Raw genomic sequence first — 25,148 nt, 5'->3', positions numbered from 1 at the left:
CGGCCCACGAGCGCGAGGAGCCAGCCGGTGCGCATCGGAATCCTGACCGGAGGCGGGGACTGCCCCGGCCTCAACGCCGTCATCCGTTCGGTGGTGCGCACCGCCGGTGCCCACTACGGCAGCGAGGTGATCGGCTTCCGCGACGGCTGGCGCGGGCTGCTGGAGAACCGCTGGACGCCGCTGGACGTGGCCGCGGTCGACGGCCTGCTCACCCGCGGTGGCACGACGCTCGGCTCGGCCCGCGTCGCTCCGGAGAAGCTGCACGCCGGCATCGAGGAGATGATCGGCACGCTCGACGAGCACGGGGTCGACGTCCTCGTCCCCATCGGCGGGGAGGGCACCCTCACCGCGGCCCACGTGTTGTCGGAGGCCGGCGTGCCGGTGGTGGGCATCCCGAAGACGATCGACAACGACATCGACGGCACCGATCTGACGTTCGGCTTCGACACCGCGGTCAGCATCGCCACCGAGCTCATCGACCGGCTGCACACGACCGCCGAGTCGCACCAGCGCGTGCTGCTGGTCGAGGTGATGGGCCGGCACGCCGGGTGGATCGCGCTGCACGCCGGCCTGGCCGCCGGCGCCCATCTGACCCTGGTGCCCGAGCAGCCGTTCGACGTGGACGAGGTGGTGCGGCTGGTCTGCGACCGGTTCGCCCGCGGGGCGTCCCACGTGATCGGCGTCGTCGCCGAGGGGGCCGAGCCGCTGCCCGGGCAGATGGCCTTCCGTCGCGGCGGCGTCGACGAGTTCGGCCACCGCCGGTTCACCGGCGTCACCCAGCAGCTGGGGGAGGAGCTGGAGCGGCGCACCGGCAAGGAGGTGCGGGCCACGGTGCTGGGGCACGTCCAGCGCGGTGGGACCCCGACGTCGTTCGACCGCGTGCTGGCGACCCGCTTCGGCCTGCATGCCACCATCGCTGCGCACGAGGGCCGTACCGGTCAGATGGTTGCGCTGCGGGGGACGGAGATCGAGCTGGTCCCGCTGGCGCGCGCCGTCGCCCGGCTGAAGACGGTGACCCCCTCCCGGCTCGCCGAGATCGAGGCCTTCACCGGCTGACCCCGGCACGCGGCCGGGCCCACGGCGGGTCCAGCAGTGCCAGGGCCCGGTCGACGGCGGGCCGGACGGCGTCCGGTGTCGCGGCGGTCATGACCACGCCGAAGGTCATCCGGAGGGCGAGCAGCACGTCGTCGGCGGTGACCTCCGGGGGGGCGACCCCGGCGTCGCGGGCGGGGCGCAGGGTGGCCTCCACCAGGCCGAGCAGCCGCTCCGCCCCGTCGTACTCGGGCAGGTTCCGGCGGGCGTCGACGACCATCTCGACGAAGGCCGTGGTCTCGATGGCCTGGTCGACCAGGCGACTCCACAGCCGGCCGAGAGACCCGGCGTCCCGATCGGCGGCGATCGCCTCGAGTTCGGCGAAGTTGTCCTCGAACACGGCGAACGCCAGATCCAGCCGCGTCGGGAAGTGCCGGTAGAGCACGCCCTGCCCCACGCCCGCCTCGCGGGCGATCGCGCTCAGCGGCACCCGGTAGCCACCCGCGGCCATGACCCGGCGGGCCGCCTGCAGGATCGCCCGCCGGTTGTCCGGAGCCGCTGCCGGACCCCGGTTGACTCTCCCGCCCGACGTGGCCATGCTCACACCCTAGCGATCCGGACAACACTGTCCGGTCGGTGGGCGAGGAGGGCACCGTGGCCGGGAGCGTGGAGCAGTTCGACGAGACCTACGACGTCGTCGTGGTCGGTACCGGTGGCGCCGGCTTCGCCACCGCGCTGGGCGCCCTGGACGAGGGGCTCAGCGTGCTCCTGCTGGAGGGCACGGAGAAGTGGGGCGGGAGCACGGCGATGTCCGGGGGTGGCATGTGGCTGCCGGACAACCCGCTCATGCGCCGCGCCGGCGCCGGTGACTCCCGGGAGGAGGCGCTCGCCTACCTGGAGGCGACGGTCGGCGACGAGGGGCGCGCCGCGACGCGGGAGCGCAAGGAGGCGTTCGTCGACGGTGTCGCCGACTTCGTGACGACGGCGGAACGGCACGGCCTCGCCTTCGCCCGGGCGAAGGACTACCCCGACTACTACCCCGAGCTCCCCGGCGGCAAGATCGGCCGCTCGCTCGAGGCCGAGCCGCTGGACTCCAAGCAGATCGGCGACTGGTGGTCGACCCTGCGCAACGCGGTGCCGCTCCCGGTGAAGACCGACGACGTATGGCTGCTGGGCCGGGCCTGGTCCACCCCGGGCGGGTTCGTGCGCGGCGCGCGGTTCGTGTTCCGCGCGCTCGGTGGTGTCGCCCGCGGGCGGCGGGTGGTCGGTATCGGGGTGGCCCTGGCCACCGCCTTCTGCAAGGCCGTCGTGGTCGACGGGAAGGTGCCGCTCTGGCTGCAGGCGCCGCTGGAGGACCTGGTCCTCGACGGCGAGCGCGTGGTGGGCGTGCGGGTCCGCCGCACCGGTCGCGAGGTGCGCATCCGCGCCGTGCGCGGCGTGATGCTGGCCGGCGGTGGGTTCGAGCACAACCGCGACTGGCGGCAGAAGCACCACGGCATCGACGGCTCGCCGTCGGGCAACCCCGGCAACGTCGGTGGCCCGATCGAGATCGCGCAGCGCGCGGGGGCGGCCTTGGAGCTCATGGACGAGGCCTGGTGGGGCGCGTCGGTCGCCGCCCCCGCCGGGCACACGCCGGCGTTCATCGTGGGGGAGCGGTCGATGCCCTACTCGCTGATGACCGACGCCCGCGGTGACCGCTTCGCGAACGAGTCGGAGTCCTACGTCGACCTCGGCCACCACATGCTCGAGCACGACAAGGACGGCCCGTACTGGCTCGTCGCCGATGCCCGGCACGCCCGCCGGTACCTGCGGACGTTCGCCCTGGACCCGCGGCTGAACAAGGCGATGCGCGAAGCCGGGATCATGGTCAAGGCCGGGAGCATCCCGCAGCTGGCCGAGCGGCTGGGCATGGAGCCGGGCCGGCTGCAGGCGACCGTCCAGCGGTTCAACGGGTTCGCCCGCGCCGGCATCGACGGCGACTTCGGGCGGGGCAACTCCGCCTACGACCGCTACTACGGCGATCCCACCGTGCGGCCCAACCCGTGCCTCGGTCCGCTGGAGAAGGGCCCGTTCACCGCGTTCCGCGTGGTCATCGGTGACCTCGGCACCAAGGGCGGCGTGGTCACCGACCCCGACGGCCGTGCGCTGCGCGAGGACGGCTCGGTCATCGAGGGCCTGTACTCCGCGGGCAACAACTCCGCCTCCGTCATGGGGCGGACCTATCCCGGCCCGGGCTCCACCATCGGGCCCGCCGCCGTCTTCGGACTGCGCGCCGCCCGGCACATGGCCCGCCGGCCCGCCTGAGCCCGGTCCCACCTTCCCGGCGCGCGACCGCGCGCCGGTTCCCTCACCACAGGAGAGATGCGTGACCACCAGCACGTCCGGCCGCCTCGCCGGCAAGGTCGCCTACGTCACCGGCGCCGCCCGCGGCCAGGGCCGCGCCCATGCGGTCCGGCTCGCGGCCGAGGGCGCCGACGTCATCGCGATCGACAACTGCGAGACGGCGAAGACCACGTCCTACGCCGGCCCCACCGAGGAGGACCTCGCCGAGACCGCCCGCCTGGTCGAGGCGCAGGGGCGGCGCATCCTGGCCCGCAAGGTCGACGTCCGCGACCTCGACGGGCAGATGTCCGTGGTCCGCGACGGAGTGGCGGAGTTCGGCCGGCTCGACGTCGTCGTCGCCAACGCCGGCATCTGCTCGGGCTCGATGTCCTGGGAGATCCCGGTGGAGAAGTGGCAGGAGACGATCGACACCAACCTCACCGGCACGTTCTTCACGATGAAGGCGACCGTGCCGGTGCTGCTGGAGCAGGGTACCGGCGGCTCGATCATCGTGATCAGCTCGGTGGCCGGGCTGCGGGGGCTGCCGTTCCTCGCCGACTACGCGGCCAGCAAGCACGGCATCGTCGGCCTGGCGCGGACCATGGCGAACGAGCTCGGGCAGCACAACATCCGGGTCAACACCGTGCACCCGCACGGCGTGGCCACCGGCATGCAGCCTGCGGAGATGTTCGAACTCGCGCAGCAGTACGCCACAACGCTGGCCCCCATGCTGATGGGCGCGCTGCCCGACCCGATCTCCCAGCCCGAGGACATCGCGCATGCGGTGGCCTGGCTGGCCTCGGACGAGGCGCGGCACGTGACCGGCGTCCAGCTGCCGGTCGACCTCGGCATCCTCGGGCGCTGACGTGGCTCGCCTCGACCTGCGGGTGCGGCTGCTCGGGCGGGCGCTGCGGCTGGGGTCGGTCGCCACCCTGGACGCCGAGCGGCTCGCTCGCGTCCAGGAGCGCTCGCCCGGGCACAACCCCGTGACCGACCTGCTCCTGGGCGGGGTGGCGCCGGGGGTGACCCTGCAGGACGGCGTCACCGCCGGCGCGGCGGGACCGCTGGCGATGCGGGTCTACCGCCCCCGCGGCGCCGCCGGCGGGCCGCTGCCGCTCGTGGTCAACTTCCACGGCGGCGGCTGGGTGCTCGGCTCGCTCGACCAGGCCGACTGGCTGTGCAGCAACGTGGCCGCGACCGTGGGCGCCGTCGTGGTGTCGATCGACTACCGCCTCGCGCCGGCGCACCCGTGGCCCGCCGCGCCCGAGGACTGCTACGCGGCGCTGGTCGACGTCGCCGCCCGCGCCGGCGAGCTGGGGGCCGATCCGGGCCGGCTGGCGGTCATGGGCGACAGCGCCGGGGGGAACCTGGCCGCGGTCGTCGCGCTCATGTCCCGCGACCGGTCCGGGCCGGCGATCGCCGTCCAGGCGCTGCTCTACCCGGCGACCGACCTGACGTTCGGCAGCGCCTCCATCGCCGAGAACGCCGATGCCCCCGTCCTCACCCGGCGCGACATGGAGGCCTACCGCGCGCACTACCTGGGCGACCGGGACCGTGCGCACCCGTACGTCTCGCCGCTGCTCGCCGCCGACCACGGCGGCCTGCCGCCGGCGCTGGTGCAGGTCGCCGAGCACGATCCGATCCGCGACGACGGGCTGCGCTACGCGGAGACGCTGCGGGCCGCGCGGGTGCCGGTGCGGGCAACGACCTACGTCGGGATGCCGCACGGGTACCTGGCCTTCCCGAGGCTCTGCCGCAGCGCGCCGCAGGCCCTCGCCGAGCTGTGCGCGGAGCTGTCGTCCGCGCTCGCGCCGGGAGGCTGACCCGCCGGCGGGCCGCGCCGGTCGTCGACCCGTGGTGGTGTCGGCACGGGGCGACACCACCACGGGCGACACAGCGGGTGCGGCGCCGGCCCGTCAGACCAGGATGCGGTGGCCGTGCACCCGGTCGGCCGCCTCGGCGGACAGGAGCATCCGGCGGACCGGGCGGTAGCGGCCCTCGCGGAGGGTGCGTGCCCGGTCGGGGTCGGTGCCCGCCAGCCGCTCAGTGGCGGCGAGGTCGGCCTTGTTCTCCACCAGCTTCACCAGGCGGGCCAGCGGGTGGGCGGCCACCCGGCGGACGAACCCGGACAGGTAGGGCTCGCCCGGGCGCGGGGTCCCCGCGTCGATCGCCTCGACCACCACGCCCGGCACCCCGAGGGCCCGCAACCGGTCCAGGTCGTACCGGCGGGCCGGGTCGGGGTGGTCGCGGGTGCCCGCCACGACGTCCTTGAGCACGCCGGCCATCTCGGCCTCGGGTCCGAACGGCCGCAGCGCCTCGGCGAGCGGCCGCAGCTGCGCCAGGTAGTGGTCGCGGCCGTCCTCGTCCACCTGGCCCTCGTGCGCCTCCAGGGCGAGCAGGTGGGCGTCGGGAAGCGTGAAGGGCACGCACCGAGGCTAGGCACCGTTCCGCCGGAGAGGGTGGCCGTCCGGCTGATCAGCCGGTCAGCCGGCGAGGACGACGACCAGGGTGCGCGGGCCGTGCACGCCCTCGACGCGCTGCAGCTCGATGTCGCTGGTCGCCGACGGGCCGCTGATCATCGTGAGCGGGGCCGTCGGGTCCAGCCGGGCGAGCGCCTCGGGGACCCCGCCGACGACCTGGTCCGCCGTCACCACGCACACCAGGACGTCGGGCAGCAGCGACAGGGCCCGCCGGCCGCAGCTCGGGGAGCCGTCCAGCACCAGCGTGCCGGTCTCGGCCACGGCCACGGCCACCCCGGTGACCGACGCGCCGAAGGACGCCAGCCCGACCGCGGGCCGGCCGTCGTCCGGCACCGCGCCGTCGGGCCGCCAGTCCGCGGGCAGGCCCGGCGCGACGACGACGGCGTCGGGGGGCAGGTCCAGGTCGCCGATCGACCGGGCCACGGTGGAGGCCACCTCGGCCGGCGCGCAGCGCACCACCGTGGCCTTGTAGTCCTCCAGCCGGTCGGTGAGCACCTCGTGCAGCACGGCGGCGGGGCGGTCGTCCCGCCGCCGGTAGTCGCGCCGGACGGGTTCAGGGGCGCGCCGGTCCGGGCCCAGCGCCGCGCGGATCCGCCCGAGCACCTCCTCGCGCGCGCTCACCGCCGGTGCTCCTCGGCCCACTGAGAAGTGAAGGTCTTCCCGGGCGGAGTGGGGAGGTCGCGGGACCGGGTCCAGGCCGACAGCGGCGGCGGCAGCGTGGCCGGGAGGGTCGGCCGCCCACGGGCCAGGAACCGGCCCAGACCGGCGGCCCGCTGGGCGAGCCGCCAGAGCCGCGGGGAGGCCATCACGCGGGAGAGGAGGCGGAAGGCCGCTGCCTCAGGGGTCGTGCGCGTCTGGGCCTCGACGTGCTCGGCGCGCAGGTGCACCAGGATCGAGGGGATGTCGATCGCCACCGGGCAGACGTCGTAGCAGGCGCCGCACAGCGACGAGGCGTACGGCAGCGACGCGTTGTCCTCGACGCCGGTGAGCTGGGGGGAGAGCACGGCGCCGATCGGCCCGGGGTACACCGACCCGTAGGCGTGGCCACCGGCGCGCTCGTACACCGGGCAGACGTTCAGGCACGCCGAGCAGCGGATGCAGTGCAGCGCCTCGCGCCCCACCTCGTCGGCGAGCACCGCCGTCCGCCCGTTGTCGACCAGCACGAGGTGGAACTCCTGCGGTCCGTCATCGGGCGTGACCCCGGCCCACAGCGAGGTGTAGGGGTTCATCCGTTCGCCCGTGGAGGAGCGGGGAAGCAGCTGCAGGAAGACCTCGAGGTCGGTCCAGGTGGGCACCACCTTCTCGATGCCCATCACGGTGATGAGGGTCTGCGGGAGCGTCAGGCACATGCGCCCGTTGCCCTCGGACTCGACGACGGCGAGGGTGCCGGTCTCGGCGACGGCGAAGTTCGCCCCGCTGATCGCCACCCGGGCCCGGAGGAAGCGCTCGCGCAGGTGCGCCCGCGCCGCCATGGCCAGCCGACGGGGGTCGTCGGTGAGCTCGGGGTCCACCCCGGGCATGGTGCGCAGGAAGATCTCGCGGATCTCGGCCCGGTTCTTGTGGATCGCCGGGACCAGGATGTGCGACGGCCGGTCCTCGCCCAGTTGCACGATCAGCTCGGCGAGGTCGGTCTCGTGCGCCGCGATACCCGCGGCCTCCAGCGCCTCGTTGAGCCCGATCTCCTGGGTGGCCATCGACTTGACCTTGACCACCTCGTCGGTGCCGGTGGCCTGCACCAGGTCGAGGACGATCCGGTTGGCCTCGGTGGCGTCGCGGGCCCAGTGCACCGTGCCGCCGCGGGCGGTGACCTGCTCCTCCAGGGCGACCAGGTGCTCGTCGAGCCGGGCCATCGTGGCCGCCTTGATCGCCCGGCCGGCCTCGCGCAGCTCCGCCCAGTCGGGCACCTCGCCGACCACGGCGGCTCGCTTGCCCCGGATCGTCGCCGTGGCATGGCCGAGGTTGGCGCGCAGCTGCCCGTCGCGCAGCGAGTCGCGCGCGGCGTCGGGGAACGACCGCTCGCCGCGCAGGTGCCCGACGCCCCGGGGAGCGGTCGGGATGCCCAGGAAGACGGCGGTCACGAGCGCACCGCCGGTCGGGTCGACTGCTCGGGGGTCACGGCGTCCTCCGTCGACGCGAGGATCTCGGCCAGGTGCACCGTGCGCGTGCCGGCCCGGAGGCGGGAGAGCCCGCCGCCGATGTGCAGGAGGCAGGAGGCGTCGCCCGCGGTGCACACCTCGGCGTGCGTGGCGAGCACGTTGGCCATCTTGTCGGTGAGCATCGCGGTCGAGGTCTCGGCGTTCTTGACCGCGAACGTGCCGCCGAACCCGCAGCACTGGTCGGCCGCGGGCAGCTCGACCAGCTCCAGGCCGCGAACGGCGCGCAGCAGGCGCAGCGGCCGGTCGCCGACCCTCAGCATCCGCAGCGAGTGGCAGGTCGGGTGGTAGGTGACCCGGTGCGGGTAGTACGCCCCGACATCGGTGACCCCCAGGACGTCGACCAGGAACTGCGACAGCTCGTAGGTCCGCTCGGCCAGCGCCGCGGCGTCGTCGGCGAGCGCGTGCTCCCCGGCGCGGCGGGCGACGGCGGCCTGCTGGTGGTGGATGGAGGCGACGCAGGAGCCGGACGGCGCCACGATCGCCTCCGCCCCGGCGAACGCGCGTACGTGGTTGGCGATGACGGGCACCGCCTCGCGCCGGTAGCCGGTGTTGACGTGCATCTGCCCGCAGCAGCTCTGGCCCGAGGGCACGACCACCTCGTGGCCGAGCCGCTCCAGCAGCACCGCCGTCGCCTCGGCGACCCGCGGCACCATCGTGTCGACCAGGCAGGTGGCGAAGAGCGCGACCTTCATCGGATCCCCTCCCGGTCGGGCGCCGGATCCCGCCGGACCATGCTCGACTCGCGGACGACGAGCACCGGCTCGAAGACGGGCTGCTCGTGGACGTGGCCCTCGCGCGCCTCGTCCAGGAGCAGCTGCGCGGCGCGGCGGCCCATGGCGTGCCGCGGCTTGCTCACCGAGGTGAGCGGGACGGCGGCGGCGGCCGCGAAGTCGATGTCGTCGTAGCCGACGATCGCCAGTTCGTCGGGGACCCGCACGCGGTGCCGGACCATCTCCTGCAGCACCCCCAGCGCGAGCAGGTCGTTGGCGCAGATCGCGGCGGTCGGGCGCCGGGTGGCGGGGATGCCGATGATCCGCCCCGCCGCCTCGCGTCCGCCGGCCACCGTGAGCTCCTCCGGGGACAGGACGGTGAGCTCGGCGCCCGACGCCTCGCGGACGGCGCTCGCCACGCCGGCGTGCCGCTCGTGCACCTGCGGAAGTCCCGAGGCCGCCCCGATGAAGGCGATGCGCCGGTGGCCGCGCTCGAGCAGGTGCTCGGCGGCGAGCCGACCACCGAGGACGTCGTCGGTGGCGACCGCGCACTGGTCACCGTCCGGAGCCCGGCGGTCGAGCAGCACGACGGGTACGCCTCTCCTGCGAAGGGCGGCGAGGTCCGGGCTGAGCTCGGCGGTGGGCGTGATGAGCACGCCGTGCACCCGCTGCTCGGCGAGGGCGGCCAGGTGCGCGGTCTCCCGCTCCGGGCGGTCGTCGGTGTTGCAGAGGATCAGCGACAGCCCGGCGGCGTCCACCACCTCCTCCACGCCACGGGCGACATCGGTGAAGAACGGGTTCGCGATGTCCAGGACCACGAGCCCCACGGTCCGGCTGGAGCCGGCGCGCAGCTGCCGGGCGGACTCGTTCCGGACGAAGCCGAGCTCCGCGATCGCGGCGAGCACGCGCTCGCGGGTGGCCGCGCCGACCACCTCCGGCCGGTTCAGGACGTTGCTGACCGTGCCCACCGAGACGCCCGCCCGGCCGGCGACGTCCCGGATGCTGGCGGTCAGTGCTCCTCCTCGGGCGCGCGTCGACGGACCTCGCGGCGAGACCCGGTGCAGGCCATGATGGGGCCACCCTCTGAAACGTGTCAACCGCACAGCGCGCGCCCTCGTCACGCTCGAGTCACGGCCGTGAGCGTGGCGGTTGACACACATTCGGGACCTTTCTATGGTGGCCGTCACATCGCGCCTGAAACGATTCACAGCGATGACACCGGACACGGAGGCGGTCACTGTGGACCACACGAGGGAGCCGGCGCCGCCCGGCGACGTCGTCCTCGCGCTGGAGGACGTGCGCAAGTCCTTCGGGGCGGTCGCCGCGCTCCGCGGCGCCCGGCTGGAGCTGCGCGCCGGTGAGGCGCACGCCCTGGTCGGTGAGAACGGCGCGGGCAAGTCGACGCTGGTGAAGATCCTCGCCGGGGTGCACGCCCCCGACGGCGGACGGGTGCTCCTGGACGGCGAACCGGCGCGCCTGGACAGCCCGGCGACCGCACGGGCCGCGGGCATCGCGGTGATCTACCAGGAGCCCACGCTCTTCCCCGACCTGTCGGTCGCGGAGAACATCTTCATGGGCCGGCAGCCCCTGACGGCCGGTCGGCGCATCGACCGCAAGGCGATGGCCGCGCGGTGCCGCGAGCTGTTCGACCGCCTCGGCGTGGACCTGGACCCCGACCGACCCGCGCGTGGCCTGTCGATCGCCGACCAGCAGATGGTGGAGATCGCCAAGGCGCTGTCGTTCGACGCGCGGGTGCTGGTCATGGACGAGCCGACCGCCGCGCTGTCCGGCGTCGAGGTCGAGCGGCTGTTCGCCGTCGCCCGCGCCCTGCGGGAGGCCGGCGCCGCGGTGCTGTTCATCTCCCACCGGTTCGACGAGGTGTTCGAACTCTGCGACCGGATCACCGTCATGCGCGACGGCGAGTGGGTCTCCACCGACCGCACCTCGGAGCTGACCGTCGACCGGGTCGTGCACGCGATGGTGGGCCGCGAGGTCGCCACCCTCTTCCCCAAGCAGGACGTCGAGCCCGGCGAGGTGCTGCTCGAGGTCCGCGGGCTCACCCGCGCCGGGGTCTTCAGCGACGTCTCCTTCGACGTGCACGCCGGTGAGATCGTCGCGCTGGCCGGCCTGGTCGGGGCGGGCCGCAGCGAGGTCGTGCGCGCGGTGTTCGGCGTCGACCCCTACGACGCCGGCACCGTGCGCATCGCCGGCCAGGAGCTCCGCCGCGGCAGCCCCGCAGCGGCCATGGCCGCCGGCGTCGCGCTGGTGCCCGAGGACCGCCGTCAGCAGGGCCTGGTCATGGAGCTCTCCGTCGAGCGCAACACCACGCTCACCCGCCGGTGGGCCCTGTCCCGGCGGGGCTGGCTGTCCGCCCGGCGCGAGCGGGACGCCGCGGCGGAGTGGACCCGGCGGATGCAGGTGAAGGCAGGCAGGCTCAGCGATCCCGTCTCCACCCTGTCCGGCGGCAACCAGCAGAAGGTCGTGCTGGCCAAGTGGCTCTCCACCGGGCCGAAGGTGCTGATCGTCGACGAGCCGACCCGGGGCATCGACGTCGGCACCAAGGCGGAGGTGCACCGGCTGATGTCGCAGCTCGCCGCGGAGGGGATGGCGGTCGTCATGGTCTCCAGCGAGCTCCCCGAGGTGCTGGGCATGGCTGACCGCGTCCTCGTCATGCACGAGGGGCGGCTGGTCGACGACATCCCGCGCTCCCGGGCCGACGAGGGCAACGTGATGCTCGCGGCCACCGGTCAGGCGACCCGCACGGCGGTGGCGTCGTGAGCACGGCGGTGACCCGGCCTCCCGCCGCCCCGGAGGAGACGTCCGGCCGCGGCACCGGCGGCAGCTCGCTGGTGCACCGGCTGTTCGCCGTCCGCGAGTTCGGCATCCTCGCCGCGCTGCTGCTGCTCGTCGTCGTGACGGTGGTCGTCCAGCCGCGGTTCCTCTCCCAGCAGAACATCCGCGACCTGCTGCTGTCGGCGTCCATCCTGACGGTGCTGGCGGCCGGCCAGACGATGGTGATCATCACCCGGAACGTCGACCTCTCCGTCGGCTCGACGCTCGGCCTGTCGGCCTACGCGACCGGGACGCTGCTGGCGACGCAGCCGGACACGCCGGTACTGCTGGCGGTGCTCGTCGGCATGGCGGTCGGCGCCGTCGCGGGCGTCGTCAACGGGGTGATCGTCGCCGTCGCGAAGGTGCCCTCGCTCGTGGTCACCCTGGGCACCCTCTACGTCTTCCGCGGCATCGACGCCCTGTGGGCCAGCACCAGCGGCCGGCTGCAGATCAACGCCGCCGATCTGCCCGGCGGGTTCAAGTCCCTGGGGACCGCCCGGCTGCTCGGCATCCCGGTGCTCTTCCTCGTCGCCGTCCTGGTGGTGCTCGTCGTGGGCTACTACCTGCGGAGCTACCGCAGCGGCCGGGAGATGTACGGCATCGGCTCGGACCCGGACGCCGCGCGGTTGTCCGGCATCCCGGTCGGCGGGCGGGTGCTCACCGCGTTCGTGGTCAACGGGGCGCTCGCGGGGCTGGCCGGGGTGCTGTACGCGGCCCGCTTCCAGACGCTGGACGCGACCGCCGGCACCGGGTACGAGCTGACCGTCGTCGCCGCCGCCGTCGTCGGCGGCGTGGCCATCTTCGGCGGGAGCGGCTCGGTGGCCGGCGCGGCGCTCGGCGCCCTGCTCCTCACCACCATCGGCACCGCCCTGCCGCAGCTCGGCATCGACCCGTTCTGGCGCAACGCCGCCGTCGGCGCCCTGATCATCGCCGCCATCGCGCTGGACCGGGTGCTCGCGCTGCGCCTGGCCGGGCGCCTGCGGAGGAGGAGTTCCCGTGGCCATTGAGACCGTCGCCCCGCCCGCCGAGGACCAGGCGCCGCCGCGGACGCTGTCGGACCGGATGCGGCTGCTGGGCACCGGCGACGGGGTCATCACCCTGGTGCTCGTCGTCTTCGTGCTGCTGGCCTCCCTCTCGGTCGATGGCTTCGCCACCGCGCGCAACACCGGCTTCCTGCTGCTCGACGTGATCGTCATCGTGCTCATCGCGCTCCCGCTGACGATGGTGATCATCACCGGCGAGATCGACCTGTCGGTCGCCAGCACGGTCGGCCTCACCGGGGCCGTGATGGGCCAGCTGTGGATCGCCGGCCTCCCGCTGGAGCTCATCGTCCCGCTGTGCCTGCTCCTGGGCGCCGTGCTCGGGGCGGTCAACGGCGCGCTGGTGACCCGGCTGGGCCTGCCGTCGCTGGCGGTCACCATCGGCAGCCTCGCCCTCTACCGGGGGCTGGCCTTCGTCGTGCTCGGTGACCAGGCGGTGGCCGACTTCCCCCGGGCGTGGACCACGTGGGCGATCAGCACGATCGGCGACTCGGGGATCCCCGTGGCGGCCGTCCCCCTCGCGGTCCTGGTCCTCGTCTTCGGCGTCGTGCTGCACGCCACCCCGATCGGGCGGTCGCTGTACGCGATCGGCAACAGCGAGGACGCCGCCCGCTTCAGCGGCATCGACGTCGCCCGCACCAAGTTCTGGCTGTTCGTCGTCACCGGGGTGATCGCCGCGCTGGGCGGGGTCTACTGGACCCTCCGCTACGGCAGCGCCCGCGCCGACAACGCCACCGGGCTCGAGCTGCAGGTCGTCGCCGCCATCCTGCTGGGCGGGGTGTCGATCTTCGGCGGCCGGGGAGGGATGGTCGGCGTCCTCGCCGGCGCGCTCCTCCTCGGTGCCGTGCGCAACGCCCTGCGCCTGGCCAGCGTGCCGGCCGACGTCCTCAACATCGTGACCGGCGTGCTGCTCATCGCCGCCGTGGTCGCCCCCCAGGTCATCGGATGGGTCCGGCGGCGTGCCGCTGCCCGGAGCCGGATCCCGTGACACCACCGCCGTGCACCCACCGACGGGTGCCCGTCCGACCCACCGACCCCGGCCGCTCTCACGCCGGCGCACTCCAGAGAGGGAACCAATGACCAGCTTCCTGACCGGCCGCCGGCCGCTGCGCGGCGGCGTGACGGGTGTCGCCGTCGCCGCCCTCGTCCTCGCGACGGCCGCCTGTGGCGGCACCACCCGCGGCGACGAGGAGACCACCGGCGGCGGAGGCGGCGCGGCCGCCGAGGCGAACCCGGACGCCGAGATCCCCGCCGACCTCGCCGTCGCCTTCCTGCCCAAGCAGGTCAACAACCCGTACTTCGACACCGCCGCCGACGGCGCGGAGGCAGCCGTCTCAGAGTTCGACGGCGAGCTCACGGTCACCGGTCCGTCGGAGGCGAGCGCCTCCTCGCAGGTGAGCTACATCAACACGCTCACCCAGCAGGGCGCCGACGTCATCCTGACCTCGGCCAACGACCCGAACGCGATCTGCGGCGCGCTCGACCAGGCACGCTCGGCCGGCGCCGCCGTCGTCACCTTCGACTCCGACACCGACCCCGAGTGCCGTGACCTGTTCATCAACCAGGCGACGGCCGAGGGCATCGCGCAGACCCAGATCGACCTGGTGGCCGAGCAGATCGGCGGCGAGGGCCAGGTGGCCTTCCTGTCGGCGACGGCCAACGCCACGAACCAGAACGCGTGGATCGAGATGATGAAGGAGTACGCCGCCGAGGAGTACCCCGGCATCGAGATCGTGGCCACCGTCTACGGCGACGACGAGGACCAGAAGTCCTTCCAGGAGACCCAGGGTCTGCTGGCGACCCACCCCGACCTCGACGCCATCATCTCGCCGACCACTGTCGGCATCGCAGCGGCGGCGCGGTACCTGTCCGGCTCCGAGTACAAGGGCGAGGTCGCGCTGACCGGTCTCGGCACGCCGAACCAGATGCGCGAGTACGTGGAGGACGGCACCGTCCAGGCGTTCGCGCTCTGGAACCCCGAGGAGCTGGGCTACCTGGCCGCCTACGCCGGGGCGGCCCTCGCCGCCGGGCAGATCACCGGCCAGGAGGGCGAGACCTTCGAGGCCGGCGAGCTGGGCGAGTACACCGTCGAGGAGGGCGGGGTCGTCGTCCTCGGCGAACCCACGGTCTTCGACGCCGAGAACATCGGCGAGTTCGACTTCTGAGCCGATCGCACCTCGCCTGCCGCCGCCGGCCGTCGTCCGGTCGGCGGTGGCAGGCCCGGCCCGCGCCCGAACACCTGAGAGGAACTTCCTCGTGCCCCGCATCTGCTTCACCCTGCAGGTCCGGCCCGACCGGCTGGCCGAGTACCGCGAGCGGCACGCCGCCGTCTGGCCGGAGATGCTGCACGCGCTGCGGGACGCCGGGTGGCGCGACTACCAGCTCTTCCTGCGCGACGACGGCCTGCTCGTCGGCACCGTCGTCGCCGACGACCTCGCCGCCGCGCAAGCGGCCATGGACGCCACCGACGTGAGCGCCCGGTGGGAGGCCGAGATGGCGCCCTTCTTCGACCTCCCCGGCGGCGACGGCCGCGCCAAGCAGCAGCTCGATCTCGTCTTCGACCTCGACGCCCAGATCGCGGCGCTCGAGCAGGTACCACCCCCGCACTCGAACGGAGCACGCCCGTGACCGACCTCCGCACCGGCGCCCTCGCGGCGCTGGCCGACCAGACCATCGAGCTCCCGTCCTGGGCGTTCGGCAACTCCGGCACCCGGTTCAAGGTGTTCGGCCAGCCGGGCGTCGCCCGCGACCCCTACGAGAAGCTCGAGGACGCCGCCCAGGTGCACCGCCACACCGGTGCCGCGCCGCGGGTATCCCTGCACATCCCGTGGGACCTCGTCGACGACTACGGCAAGCTGGCCGCACACGCCCGCGACCTCGGCGTCACGATCGGCGCGATCAACTCGAACCTGTTCCAGGACGACGAGTACAAGCTCGGCTCGCTCACCCACGCCGACCCGGCGGTGCGCCGCCGCGCGGTCGAGCACCACGCGCAGTGCATCGAGGTCATGCGCCAGACCGGCTCCACCGACCTCAAGATCTGGCTGCCCGACGGCACCAACTACCCGGGCCAGGACGACCTCCGCTCCCGGCAGGACCGGCTGGCCGACTCCCTCCAGCAGATCTACGCGATGCTCGACCCGGAGCACCGCATCCTGCTCGAGTACAAGTTCTTCGAGCCGCACTTCTACGCGATGGACATCCCCGACTGGGGCACCTCGCTGGTGCACTGCCTGGCGCTGGGGGAGCAGGCCACGGTCGTCCTCGACACCGGGCACCACGCCCCGGGCACCAACATCGAGTTCATCGTCATGCAGCTGCTGCGGGCCGGGCGGTTGGGCGCCTTCGACTTCAACTCCCGCAACTACGCCGACGACGACCTCATCGTCGGCTCGGCCGACCCGTTCCAGCTGTTCCGGATCATGAACGAGATCGTCGGCAACGACGCGCTCCGCCCGGAGTCCGGCGTCAACTTCATGCTCGACCAGTGCCACAACCTGGAGAAGAAGATCCCCGGGCAGATCCGTTCGGTGATGAACGTCCAGGAGGCGACGGCGAAGGCGCTGCTGGTCGACCGCGAGGCCCTGGCGGCCGCGCAGCAGGCCGGTGAGGTGCTCGACGCGCACTCGGTGCTCATGGACGCGTTCAGCACCGACGTCCGCCCGCTGCTGGGCGAGCTGCGGGAGTCCCAGGGCCTGGACCCCGACCCCTACGCGGCCTATGCGCGCAGCGGCTACCAGCAGCGCATCGAGCGCGAGCGCGTCGGCGGCCAGCAGGCCGGCTGGGGCGCCTGAGAAAGGACCCCCTGCCCCCCGCCACTCGCTCCGCTCGCGGCGGGGCCCTGCAGGGGGCCACGGCTGGGCACGAAACGCCATCAAGAGAGGACTCCCGAACGTGAGCAACCCCGTGGTCAGTGACCTCATCGAGCGCAGCAACCGGCTGGGCGCCGATCCGCGCAACACCAACTACGCCGGCGGCAACACCTCCGCCAAGGGCAGCGAGACCGACCCGGTCACCGGGCAGCCGGTCGAGCTGCTCTGGGTCAAGGGCTCCGGCGGCGACCTGGGCACCCTGAAGGAGGCCGGCCTCGCCGTCCTCCGGCTGGACCGGCTCCGCTCGCTCGTCGACGTCTACCCGGGTGTCGACCGCGAGGACGAGATGGTCCACGCCTTCGACTTCTGCCTGCACGGCCGCGGTGGCGCCGCACCGTCGATCGACACCGCGATGCACGGCCTCGTCGACGCCGCGCACGTCGACCACCTCCACCCGGACTCCGGCATCGCCCTGGCGACGGCGGCCGACGGCGAGGCGCTCACCCGCGAGTGCTTCGGCGACCGCGTGGTCTGGGTGCCGTGGCGCCGGCCCGGTTTCCAGCTCGGCCTGGACATCGCCGCGATCAAGGAGAAGAACCCGCAGGCGATCGGCTGCATCCTCGGTGGGCACGGCATCACCGCGTGGGGCGCCACCAGCGAGGAGTGCGAGGCCAACAGCCTCGAGATCATCCGCACTGCGGAGGCGTTCCTCGCCGAGAAGGGGAAGGCCGAGCCGTTCGGCGCCGTCGTCCCCGGCTTCGAGCCGCTGCCGCAGGAGCAGCGCCGCGCCAAGGCCGCCGCGCTCGCGCCGGTGATCCGCGGACTGGCATCCACCGACAAGCCGCAGGTCGGCCACTTCACCGACTCCGACGTCGTCCTGGAGTTCCTCTCCCGCGAGAAGCTCGCCCCCCTCGCCGCGCTGGGCACCTCCTGCCCGGACCACTTCCTGCGCACCAAGGTGCGCCCGATGGTCGTCGACCTGCCGGCCGACGCCCCGGTGGAGGACGTCGTCGCGCGGCTGAAGGAGCTGCACGAGGAGTACCGCGCCGAGTACGCGGCCTACTACTCCCGGCACGCCACCCCGGACAGCCCGGCCATGCGCGGCGCCGACCCGGCGATCGTGCTGGTGCCGGGCGTGGGCATGTTCAGCTTCGGCGCCAACAAGCAGACCGCGCGGGTGGCCGGTGAGTTCTACGTCAACGCCATCAACGTGATGCGCGGCGCCGAGGCGGTCTCCAGCTACGCGCCGATCGACGAGAGCGAGAAGTTCCGCATCGAGTACTGGTCGCTGGAGGAGGCCAAGCTCCAGCGCATGCCGAAGCCCAAGCCGCTGGCGTCCCGGGTGGCGCTGGTCACCGGCGCGGCCAGCGGCATCGGCAAGGCGATCGCCCAGCGGCTGGCCCGCGAGGGCGCCTGCGTCGTCGTCGCCGACCTGGACCTCGCCAGGGCGCAGGTCGCCGCGGAGGAGATCGGCTCGTCCGACGTCGCGCTCGGCGTGGCCGCCGACGTCAGCGACGCCGAGGCCGTGGCCGCCGCCTTCCGCGAGGCCTGCCTCGCGTTCGGCGGCGTCGACCTGGTGGTCAACAACGCCGGGCTGTCGATCTCGAAGCCGCTGCTGGAGACCACCGAGGCCGACTGGGACCTCCAGCACGACGTCATGGCCAAGGGCAGCTTCCTCGTCTCCCGCGAGGCGGCGCGCATCATGATCGAGCAGGGGATGGGCGGCGACGTCGTCTACATCTCCAGCAAGAACTCGCTGTTCGCCGGCCCGAACAACCTTGCCTACGGCGCCACCAAGGCCGACCAGGCCCACCAGGTGCGGCTGCTGGCGGCGGAGCTCGGGCCGCACCAGATCCGGGTCAACGGCATCAACCCCGACGGGGTCGTCCGGGGCTCGGGCATCTTCGCCGGTGGGTGGGGTGCGCAGCGCGCGGCCGTCTACGGGGTCAAGGAGGAGGAGCTCGGCGAGTTCTACGCCCAGCGCACGCTGCTCAAGCGCGAGGTGCTGCCCGACCACGTGGCCGACGCCGTCTTCGCGCTCACCGGTGGCGAGCTCACCCGCACCACCGGGCTGCACGTCCCGGTCGACTCCGGCGTCGCCGGCGCCTTCCTCCGCTGATGCCCGCCTTCGCGTCCGTCGACCTCGGCGCCTCCAGCGGCCGGGTGATGGCCGCGACGGTGCGCCCGGATCGGCTCGACCTGCACGAGGTGCACCGCTTCCCGAACCGGCCGGTGCGCACGGCGGGCACCCTGCACTGGGACGTGCTCGGGCTCTACGCCGGCGTGCTCGACGGGTTGCGGGCGGCCGGCCGGGACGCCGGCCGGCTGGACGGGGTCGGCATCGACAGCTGGGCGGTCGACGTCGGGCTGCTGGACGCCGACGGCGCGCTGCTGGGCAACCCGCTGCACTACCGCGACGGCCGGCACGCCACCGCGGTGCCGGACGTGCACGCGGTCGTCCCGCCCGACGAGCTGTACCGGGTCAACGGCCTGCAGCACCTGCCGTTCAACACGGTGTTCCAGCTTGCCGCGGCCCGGGGGAGCGCGCAGTTCGCCGCCGCCCGGACGGCGTTGCTGGTCCCCGACCTGCTGGCGTACTGGCTCACCGGCGCGGTGGGCGCGGAGGTCACCAACGCCTCCACCACCGGGTTGCTCGACGCGACGACCCGGGAGTGGGCGTGGGACGTCGTCGACCGGCTCGGTCTGGACCGGGGGCTGCTGCCACCGCTGCGGCAGCCGGGGGAGCGGTTGGGGGAGCTGACCGCCGAGGTGCTCGCCGAGACGGGTCTGGCCGGACCGGTCCCGGTGACCGCGGTCGGGTCGCACGACACGGCGTCGGCGGTGGTCGGGGTGCCTGCGGAGTCCGACCGGTTCGCCTACGTCTCGTGCGGCACGTGGTCGCTGGTCGGCCTCGAGCTGGACGCTCCGGTCCTCACCGAGGACAGCCGCCGGGCCGGGTTCACCAACGAGCTCGGGGTCGACGGCACGGTGCGCTACCTGCGCAACGTGATGGGGCTGTGGCTGCTGCAGGAGTCGGTGCGCACCTGGGCGGCCGCCGGCCTGCCCGCGGACCTGGCCGACCTGCTCGCCGCGGCGGCCCGGGTGCCGGCCTTCACCGCGGTCGTCGATCCCGACGACTCCCGGTTCCTGCCGCCGGGGGACATGCCGGCGCGCATCGCCGCGGTCTGCCGGGAGACCGGCCAGACCCCACCGCAGAGCCAGGCCGAGACGGTGCGCTGCATCCTCGACAGCCTGGCGCTGGCCTACCGGCGCACCGTCCGCCGGGCGGCGGAGCTCTCCGGCCGGGACGTCGAGGTGGTGCACCTGGTCGGCGGGGGCGCCCGCAACGAGTTGCTGTGCCAGCTCACCGCGGACGCGTGCGGCCTGCCGGTGGTCGCCGGCCCGGTCGAGGCCGCGGCCCTGGGCAACGCCCTGGTCCAGGCCCGTGCCGCCGGGGTGCTCGAGGGAGGGCTCGCCGAGTTGCGAGCGCTCCTCCGGGCCACCCAGGAGACGCGCACGTACCTCCCCTCGTCCGGTGCGGCGGCCGCGTGGGCGGCGGCGGACCGGCGGATCGGCCCGGTTTCCGGCTCGGGCTGATCAGTTCGGGCGGTCGGCTCCCGGACGCGGGGCCGACCGCCCGGACCCCCTCGGAGCGCCCGCGCGGTCACACCACCCCGGTGCCGTCCGACGGCGTGCAGATCGTCGCCTCTCCCCGCCGGCCCGTGGCCGAACGGTAGGCCGCGGTGATCGCCGCGGCCGCCGCTGCAGCGGAGTCGCGCTCCACCAGCGCCACCGCGCACCCCCCGAAGCCGGCCCCGGTCAGCCGCGCCCCGAGCACGCCTGCCGTGCCGCGGGCGATGCCAACCAGTGCGTCCAGCTCCGGCACGCTCACCTCGTAGTCGTCGCGCAGCGAGGCGTGCGACCGGTCCATCAGCTCCCCGAAGGCGCGCGCGTCCCCGCGCCGGAGCGCGTCTGCGGCGGCCAGCACCCGGGCGTTCTCCCCGACGACGTGCCGCGCCCGGCGCAGCTGCACCCCGTCGAGCAGCCGGGCGTGCTCGGCGAGCAGGTCGGGGGAGACGTCGCGCAGCGCCCGCAGGCCGGGATCGACGGTGCTGAGCGCGGCGACGGCGGACTCGCACTCGGCCCGCCGGTCGTTGTACGCCGAGCCGGCCAGGGTGCGCGGAACGGCGCTGTCGAGAACGAGGATCGCCGTCCCGGACGGCACGGGGACCGCCTCGGTGGCGAGGCTGCGGCAGTCGACGAGCACCGCGTGCCCGGCGACGCCGCCGGCGATCGCGAGCTGGTCCATGATGCCGGTGCGCACGCCGATGACCTCGTTCTCCACCCGCTGGCCGAGGCGGGCCAGCGTCTCCGGCGGGAGCGCGTCCCCGGTCAGCGCCAGCAGCGCGACCATCACGCCGAGCTCCAGCGACGCGGACGAGGAGAGGCCGGCCCCGATCGGCAGATCGCTGTCGATCACCAGGTCCGCGCCCGTCAGCTGGTGCCCCTCGTCCTGGAGCACGGCCGCGGCCCCGGCCACGTAGCGGGACCAGCCGGCGCCCTCCTGCGGCCGCAGGTCGGCCACCGCCCGGTCGTCGTTCCCGCCCATGCGCACGGCGGTCGTCCGCAGCCGGCCGTCGGACCGCCGGCGGGCCGCGACGACCGTGCCCCGGTCCAGGGCGGCCGGGAGCACGAAGCCGTCGTTGTAGTCGGTGTGCTCGCCGATCAGGTTGACCCGCCCGGGGGAGCGGACGACGAGATCGGGCTCGCCACCTACGGTCCGGGCGAAGGTCTCGCGAGCCGCGACGCCGGTCACGCGGTCACCTCCCGCAGCCGGGCGGCCGCGCTCTCGGGGGTGAGATCGCGCTGCGGCTGCGCGAGCATCTCGTAACCGACCATGAACTTGCGCACCGTCGCCGAGCGCAGCAGCGGCGGGTAGAAGTGCCCGTGCAGGTGCCAGCCCGGGTGCTCGCGCCCGTCGGTGGGGCGCTGGTGCAGGCCCATCGTGTACGGGAAGGGCACCCCGAAGAGCCCGTCGTAGCAGCGGGCGAGCCGGCCCAGCGCGCCGGCCAGCGCGTCCCGCCGGGCGCCATCGAGGTCGGGCACCGCGCCGCAGTGGGCGCGCGGCAGCACGAGGGTCTCGAACGGCCAGACCGCCCAGAAGGGGACCAGCACGGTGACGTGCTCGTCGCGGAAGACGACGCGTTCGCCGTCGGCCTCCTCGACGGCCAGGTACTCGCAGAGCAGGCAGCTCCCCGCCTCGGCGGCGGCCTGCTGGGTGGCGAGCTCGCGCACCGCCTCGGTGGGCAGCCGTTCCTGCGCCCAGATCTGGCCGTGCGGGTGGGGGTTGCTGGCGCCCATGGCCGCGCCGCGGTTCTCGAACACCTGCACCCAGCTGACCCAGTCCAGCCCGCCGAGCTGGGTGTACTGGTCGGCCCAGGTGTCCACCACCCCGCGAATCTGGTCCTCCGGCAGCTGCCCGAGCGCGAGGTCGTGCCGGGGCGAGTAGCAGACCACCCGGCAGACGCCGCGCTCGCTCTCGGCGACCAGCAGGCCGGATCGGTCCGTGGCCGCGGCCGGCACGTCCGGGGTCAGCGCCGCGAAGTCGTTGTCGAAGACGAAGGTGCCGTCGTACCGCGGGGTGCGCTGCCCGCCGGCCCGCTCGTTGCCCGGGCAGAGGTAGCAGCCGGGGTCGTAGGCGGGCAGCCGGGGCACCGCCGGGTCCTCGACCTGCCCCTGCCAGGGACGCGCGGTCCGGTGCGGGGAGACGAGGACCCACTCGCCGGTGAGCGGGTTGCGCCGTCGGTGCGTCGAGTTGAACACCAGGTCAGGATGCAGGAAGGCCGTTGCGGCCGGCGACGCCGCCCAGCCAGGCGAGGCTCGGCTTGGGGCTGCGGGCGAATGTCTCCCGGTCGACGGCGACCAGGCCGAAGGTGGGCCGGTAGCCGAGCATCCACTCGAAGTTGTCCAGCAGGCTCCAGTGCACGTAGCCCCGCACGTCGGCGCCGTCGGCGATCGCCGCGGCCAGGCTGCGCAGCGCCTCGTCGGTGAAGGCGATGCGGTCGTCGTCGTCCGCGGTGGCGATGCCGTTCTCGGTGACCAGCAGCGGTGTGTCCGGCAGCACCTCGGCGGCCCGCCGCACGGCGGCCCCCAGCGCCTGCGGCCGGCGCTCCATGCCGTGAGCGAGGGTCTGCAGCTCCGGAGCGGGGGCGATCAGGCCGTCCGGGCCGAACCGCGCGCAGGTGTAGATCTGCAGGCCCAGCCAGTCGTCGTCCGCGGCCGCGGCGAAGAACTGGTCCTCGAAGGCCGCGCGGTCCTCCTGCATCCGCTCCTCGCCGCCGTCCTCGGCGATGTGCTCCCGGCCGACCAGCGTCATGCCGGCCGGTGGGGAGCCGGCACCGCGGAGGACCTCCATGCTGCGGCGGTGCAGCTCCAGCAGGGCCTCGGCGACGCCCTGGTCGGGTCGGGGGAGGCCCTTGATCGGCTCGCCGCGGCGCGCCATCGCACCCATCACCGGCTGGGCCGCCATCAGGTTGGGCTCGTTGAGCGTGGCGACGTAGCTGGCGTCGCGCAGGGCCGGGGCCACGTACTCGGTGAACCGCGCGATGCGGTCGCCGGTCCGGGCGCCGGTCCAGCCGCCGTCGTGCAGCAGCCACCGGGGCATCGTGAAGTGGACGAGCGTGACGATCGGGGTGAGCCCGCGGTCGCGGCAGCCGTCGAGGATCCGCCGGTAGTGGTCCAGGTTCGCCCGGGAGAACTCGCCCTCGGCCGGCTCGATGCGGCTCCACTCGAGGCTGAACCGGTAGGTGTTCAGGCCGGCGCCGGCCACGAGGTCGAGGTCCTCGGGCCACCGGTGCCAGGAGTCGCAGGCGTCGCCGCTCGGCTCGGCGAAGGGGGAGTGCTCGGCGTGCTCGAGCTCCCAGTGGTCGTTGTTGACGTTGCCGCCCTCGACCTGGTGGGCGGCGGTGGCGGCGCCCCAGAGGAAGCCATCAGGGAAGGGACCGGTCATCGGGCGAGCTCCTCGAGCGCGGACGGGACGGGAAGGGGGGTGCGGCCGTCGTCCCCGACGACGACGTGCAGCAGGTGCTCGGGGTCCGTGATCCGGTCCCCGCGCCAGGCGACGTGCTGGTCGGGCCGCACGAGCACCAGGTCGGCGGAGTACCGCGGGCGTAGCTCCGGCAGGTGGGTCAGGTCGACGGTGCGCAGCGGGATCCGCAGCCGCTCCGCCGCCGCGGTCAGGTCCGCCGCGGCGCCGCCGCCGGCGAGCCGGAGGAGGGCGAAGCCGTCGCCGAGCAGGTCGTAGACCGATGTGCCGTCGGGCAGCCAGGTGTGCGGCAACCGGGCCCCGGCGTGGGCCGATGGGCTGTAGGTGCCGAGTTCAGGTCCCGGCACGGGGGCGCCGTCGGGGACGACGACCGGGGAGCCGGCGTAGTCGTAGCCGAGCACGAGGCCCAGGCTGTGGAACTCGCCGTCCTTCACCTGCAGCCGGCGGGCGAGGTCGCTGCGCAGCAGCTGCCCCGCGGTCCCGGGGTCGTCGAGGTCGGCCTCGGCGAACGAGGGCGCCAGGAACGACTCCTGCGCGCCGGCCGCGCCGATCGTCCGGTGGGCCACCGGCCGCCGCTCCACCTCGTAGCTGTCCAGGAGCGACGCGGGCGCCCAGCCCTGCAGGACGGCGGCGAGCTTCCAGCCGAGGTTGACCGCGTCGCCGACGCAGGTGTTGAAGCCGTGCCCGCCCCACGGCGGGTTGAGGTGGGCGGCATCGCCGACGAGGAAGACCCGCTCGCCGCGGTACCGGTCTACCAGGAGCATCCGCGCCGACCACGGGTCGGTGGCCAGCACCTCGACGTCCACGTCGGCGCCGACGAGGGTCCGCACGAGCGCGACCGGGTCGACGCCCTCGGTGCGGGTGTCGACGCCCTGCACGATCGCCCACCAGGTGCCGTCGAGGTCCAGCCGGCCCATGAGACCGCCGCGCTCGGCGCCGATGACCCAGTAGTGCACACCCAGGGCGCACAGCTCGCGCTCCTCGAGGGCCCGGCTGCGGAAGGTGATGCTCAGGTTGGGCAGCGTGCCGGAGGAGCCCTCGTACCGGGCGCCGATCGCGGCGCGGGTGATCCCGCCGCTGCCGTCGCAGCCCAGCAGGTAATCGGCGGTGACCCGGTGCGGCACGCCGGTGGGGTCCTCGAGCACCGCCTGCGCCTCGACGGGCCCGTCGAGGACCGCGGCCGCCCGCCAGCCCACCAGGAGGGTGACGCTCGGCAGCTCGGCGGCCGCCTCGCGGAGGACCTGCTCGACCAGCGACTGCGGCGCCTGCTGCCCGGCCTCGGCGGCGACCTCCTGCGGCCGGCACCACAGGCCGAAGGCGTTCGGGAAACGGGTGATCTCCGAGCCGAACAGACCGGTGACGAAGACGACGTCCTGCGCGTAGGAGACCGGCAGCGGGGCGGCGGCCCGCAGCCGGTCGGCGATGCCCCAGCGGCGCAGGTGCTCCATGGTCCGGACGCTGGTCGTCTTCGCGCGGGGGCGCAGCGGGTCCAGCTCGGTGCGCGGCTCGACGACGAGCACCTCGACGCCGCGGCGACCGAGCTCGATCGCCGCCGCGAGGCCGCTGGGGCCGCCGCCGACGATCAGCACCGGGACGCGGGCGGGCACGGTGGTCATGAGGACTCCTGTCGGGGGCACCACCCGCGTGGGCGGGTGGACGAGCGAGGGGGCGGGGAGGCGGCGGTCCTGCGGGCGGAGACCTTCGCGCGCCGGGTCCAGG

The 25,148-nt window shown here is 74.2% G+C and carries 22 protein-coding genes; 12 read left to right on the top strand and 10 right to left on the bottom strand.

Annotation, left to right across the window (positions count from 1 at the left end):
* The first annotated feature begins 27 nt into the window (after positions 1–27).
* Positions 28–1,056, top strand: a complete 1,029-nt coding sequence (locus tag ACI79Q_RS01220; protein WP_456595500.1) for an ATP-dependent 6-phosphofructokinase — start codon at positions 28–30, stop codon at positions 1,054–1,056.
* On the opposite strand, the gene ACI79Q_RS01215 is transcribed toward ACI79Q_RS01220, so the two are convergent.
* Positions 1,046–1,630: a TetR/AcrR family transcriptional regulator gene (locus tag ACI79Q_RS01215; RefSeq protein WP_456612078.1), complete on the bottom strand. Its 585-nt coding sequence runs from the start codon at positions 1,628–1,630 to the stop codon at positions 1,046–1,048. The genes ACI79Q_RS01220 and ACI79Q_RS01215 overlap by 11 nt on opposite strands.
* Before the next feature lie 56 nt (positions 1,631–1,686).
* Between ACI79Q_RS01215 and ACI79Q_RS01210 the strand changes: the two genes are divergently transcribed.
* The 3 genes from ACI79Q_RS01210 (at position 1,687) to ACI79Q_RS01200 (ending at position 5,177) form a co-directional block, all read left to right on the top strand.
* Complete coding sequence (locus ACI79Q_RS01210; protein WP_456613973.1) at positions 1,687–3,336, top strand: FAD-binding protein; 1,650 nt, start codon at positions 1,687–1,689, stop codon at positions 3,334–3,336.
* Positions 3,337–3,397: 61 nt separating this feature from the next.
* Entirely contained in the window at positions 3,398–4,219 is an 822-nt protein-coding gene (locus tag ACI79Q_RS01205; RefSeq protein ID WP_456612080.1) for a mycofactocin-coupled SDR family oxidoreductase, read from the top strand.
* Between the two features lies 1 nt (position 4,220).
* Positions 4,221–5,177 carry an alpha/beta hydrolase fold domain-containing protein gene (locus ACI79Q_RS01200; protein WP_456588274.1) on the top strand — a complete coding sequence of 319 codons (957 nt, stop codon included), beginning with the start codon at positions 4,221–4,223 and terminating at the stop codon, positions 5,175–5,177.
* Positions 5,178–5,270: 93 nt separating this feature from the next.
* Here the strand turns inward: ACI79Q_RS01200 and ACI79Q_RS01195 are convergent, their stop codons facing one another.
* Genes ACI79Q_RS01195 through ACI79Q_RS01175 form a run of 5 tightly spaced genes read right to left on the bottom strand, consistent with a single transcriptional unit; the run spans position 5,271 to position 9,701 of the window.
* A complete protein-coding gene (locus ACI79Q_RS01195; protein ID WP_456595505.1) occupies positions 5,271–5,780 on the bottom strand; it encodes a phosphohydrolase in 510 nt (169 codons plus the stop codon).
* A gap of 57 nt (positions 5,781–5,837) precedes the next feature.
* Entirely contained in the window at positions 5,838–6,455 is a 618-nt protein-coding gene (locus ACI79Q_RS01190; protein ID WP_456613972.1) for a LutC/YkgG family protein, read from the bottom strand.
* Positions 6,452–7,912 (bottom strand): LutB/LldF family L-lactate oxidation iron-sulfur protein, encoded by a 1,461-nt coding sequence (locus ACI79Q_RS01185; protein WP_456613971.1) that lies wholly within the window; start codon positions 7,910–7,912, stop codon positions 6,452–6,454. The genes ACI79Q_RS01190 and ACI79Q_RS01185 overlap by 4 nt, the downstream gene beginning before the upstream one ends.
* Positions 7,909–8,682 carry a (Fe-S)-binding protein gene (locus ACI79Q_RS01180; RefSeq protein WP_456613970.1) on the bottom strand — a complete coding sequence of 258 codons (774 nt, stop codon included), beginning with the start codon at positions 8,680–8,682 and terminating at the stop codon, positions 7,909–7,911. The genes ACI79Q_RS01185 and ACI79Q_RS01180 overlap by 4 nt, the downstream gene beginning before the upstream one ends.
* Positions 8,679–9,701 (bottom strand): LacI family DNA-binding transcriptional regulator, encoded by a 1,023-nt coding sequence (locus tag ACI79Q_RS01175; protein ID WP_456614021.1) that lies wholly within the window; start codon positions 9,699–9,701, stop codon positions 8,679–8,681. Before ACI79Q_RS01175 ends, ACI79Q_RS01180 begins: the two co-directional genes overlap by 4 nt.
* A gap of 238 nt (positions 9,702–9,939) precedes the next feature.
* Between ACI79Q_RS01175 and ACI79Q_RS01170 the strand changes: the two genes are divergently transcribed.
* The 8 genes from ACI79Q_RS01170 to ACI79Q_RS01135 all read left to right on the top strand — a co-directional run bounded on the left by ACI79Q_RS01170 (position 9,940) and on the right by ACI79Q_RS01135 (position 19,981).
* Positions 9,940–11,478 (top strand): sugar ABC transporter ATP-binding protein, encoded by a 1,539-nt coding sequence (locus ACI79Q_RS01170; protein WP_456613969.1) that lies wholly within the window; start codon positions 9,940–9,942, stop codon positions 11,476–11,478.
* Entirely contained in the window at positions 11,475–12,539 is a 1,065-nt protein-coding gene (locus ACI79Q_RS01165; protein WP_456613968.1) for an ABC transporter permease, read from the top strand. Before ACI79Q_RS01170 ends, ACI79Q_RS01165 begins: the two co-directional genes overlap by 4 nt.
* Complete coding sequence (locus tag ACI79Q_RS01160) at positions 12,529–13,560, top strand: ABC transporter permease (RefSeq protein WP_456613967.1); 1,032 nt, start codon at positions 12,529–12,531, stop codon at positions 13,558–13,560. The genes ACI79Q_RS01165 and ACI79Q_RS01160 overlap by 11 nt, the downstream gene beginning before the upstream one ends.
* Positions 13,561–13,648: 88 nt before the next feature.
* Positions 13,649–14,737 carry a rhamnose ABC transporter substrate-binding protein gene (gene rhaS, locus ACI79Q_RS01155; protein ID WP_456595513.1) on the top strand — a complete coding sequence of 363 codons (1,089 nt, stop codon included), beginning with the start codon at positions 13,649–13,651 and terminating at the stop codon, positions 14,735–14,737.
* Positions 14,738–14,828: 91 nt separating this feature from the next.
* The gene (locus tag ACI79Q_RS01150; protein WP_456613966.1) at positions 14,829–15,200 is read left to right on the top strand and encodes an L-rhamnose mutarotase; all 372 of its coding nucleotides are present in this window, start codon (positions 14,829–14,831) and stop codon (positions 15,198–15,200) included.
* Positions 15,197–16,366, top strand: coding sequence for an L-rhamnose isomerase (rhaI, locus tag ACI79Q_RS01145; protein ID WP_456588264.1), 1,170 nt, complete (start codon positions 15,197–15,199; stop codon positions 16,364–16,366). Before ACI79Q_RS01150 ends, rhaI begins: the two co-directional genes overlap by 4 nt.
* Before the next feature lie 100 nt (positions 16,367–16,466).
* Positions 16,467–18,503, top strand: a complete 2,037-nt coding sequence (locus ACI79Q_RS01140) for a bifunctional aldolase/short-chain dehydrogenase (protein ID WP_456613965.1) — start codon at positions 16,467–16,469, stop codon at positions 18,501–18,503.
* Positions 18,503–19,981 carry a rhamnulokinase gene (locus ACI79Q_RS01135; RefSeq protein ID WP_456588262.1) on the top strand — a complete coding sequence of 493 codons (1,479 nt, stop codon included), beginning with the start codon at positions 18,503–18,505 and terminating at the stop codon, positions 19,979–19,981. Before ACI79Q_RS01140 ends, ACI79Q_RS01135 begins: the two co-directional genes overlap by 1 nt.
* Before the next feature lie 67 nt (positions 19,982–20,048).
* Here ACI79Q_RS01135 and galK read toward each other — a convergent pair whose 3' ends face one another.
* The 4 genes from galK to ACI79Q_RS01115 are packed head-to-tail and all read right to left on the bottom strand — an operon-like array spanning position 20,049 to position 25,045.
* The gene (gene galK, locus ACI79Q_RS01130; protein ID WP_456613964.1) at positions 20,049–21,200 is read right to left on the bottom strand and encodes a galactokinase; all 1,152 of its coding nucleotides are present in this window, start codon (positions 21,198–21,200) and stop codon (positions 20,049–20,051) included.
* Positions 21,197–22,207 (bottom strand): UDP-glucose--hexose-1-phosphate uridylyltransferase, encoded by a 1,011-nt coding sequence (locus tag ACI79Q_RS01125; protein WP_456588260.1) that lies wholly within the window; start codon positions 22,205–22,207, stop codon positions 21,197–21,199. The genes galK and ACI79Q_RS01125 overlap by 4 nt, the downstream gene beginning before the upstream one ends.
* A gap of 4 nt (positions 22,208–22,211) precedes the next feature.
* Entirely contained in the window at positions 22,212–23,393 is a 1,182-nt protein-coding gene (locus ACI79Q_RS01120) for a glycoside hydrolase family 1 protein (protein ID WP_456613963.1), read from the bottom strand.
* Positions 23,390–25,045: an FAD-dependent monooxygenase gene (locus ACI79Q_RS01115; protein ID WP_456600203.1), complete on the bottom strand. Its 1,656-nt coding sequence runs from the start codon at positions 25,043–25,045 to the stop codon at positions 23,390–23,392. Before ACI79Q_RS01115 ends, ACI79Q_RS01120 begins: the two co-directional genes overlap by 4 nt.
* Between the last annotated feature and the right edge of the window lie 103 nt (positions 25,046–25,148).

It is taken from the genome of Blastococcus sp. SYSU DS0828, from assembly GCF_054050975.1.
Note: the sequence above shows the minus strand (reverse complement) of the source record. Positions and strands in the feature narration are given on the sequence as shown.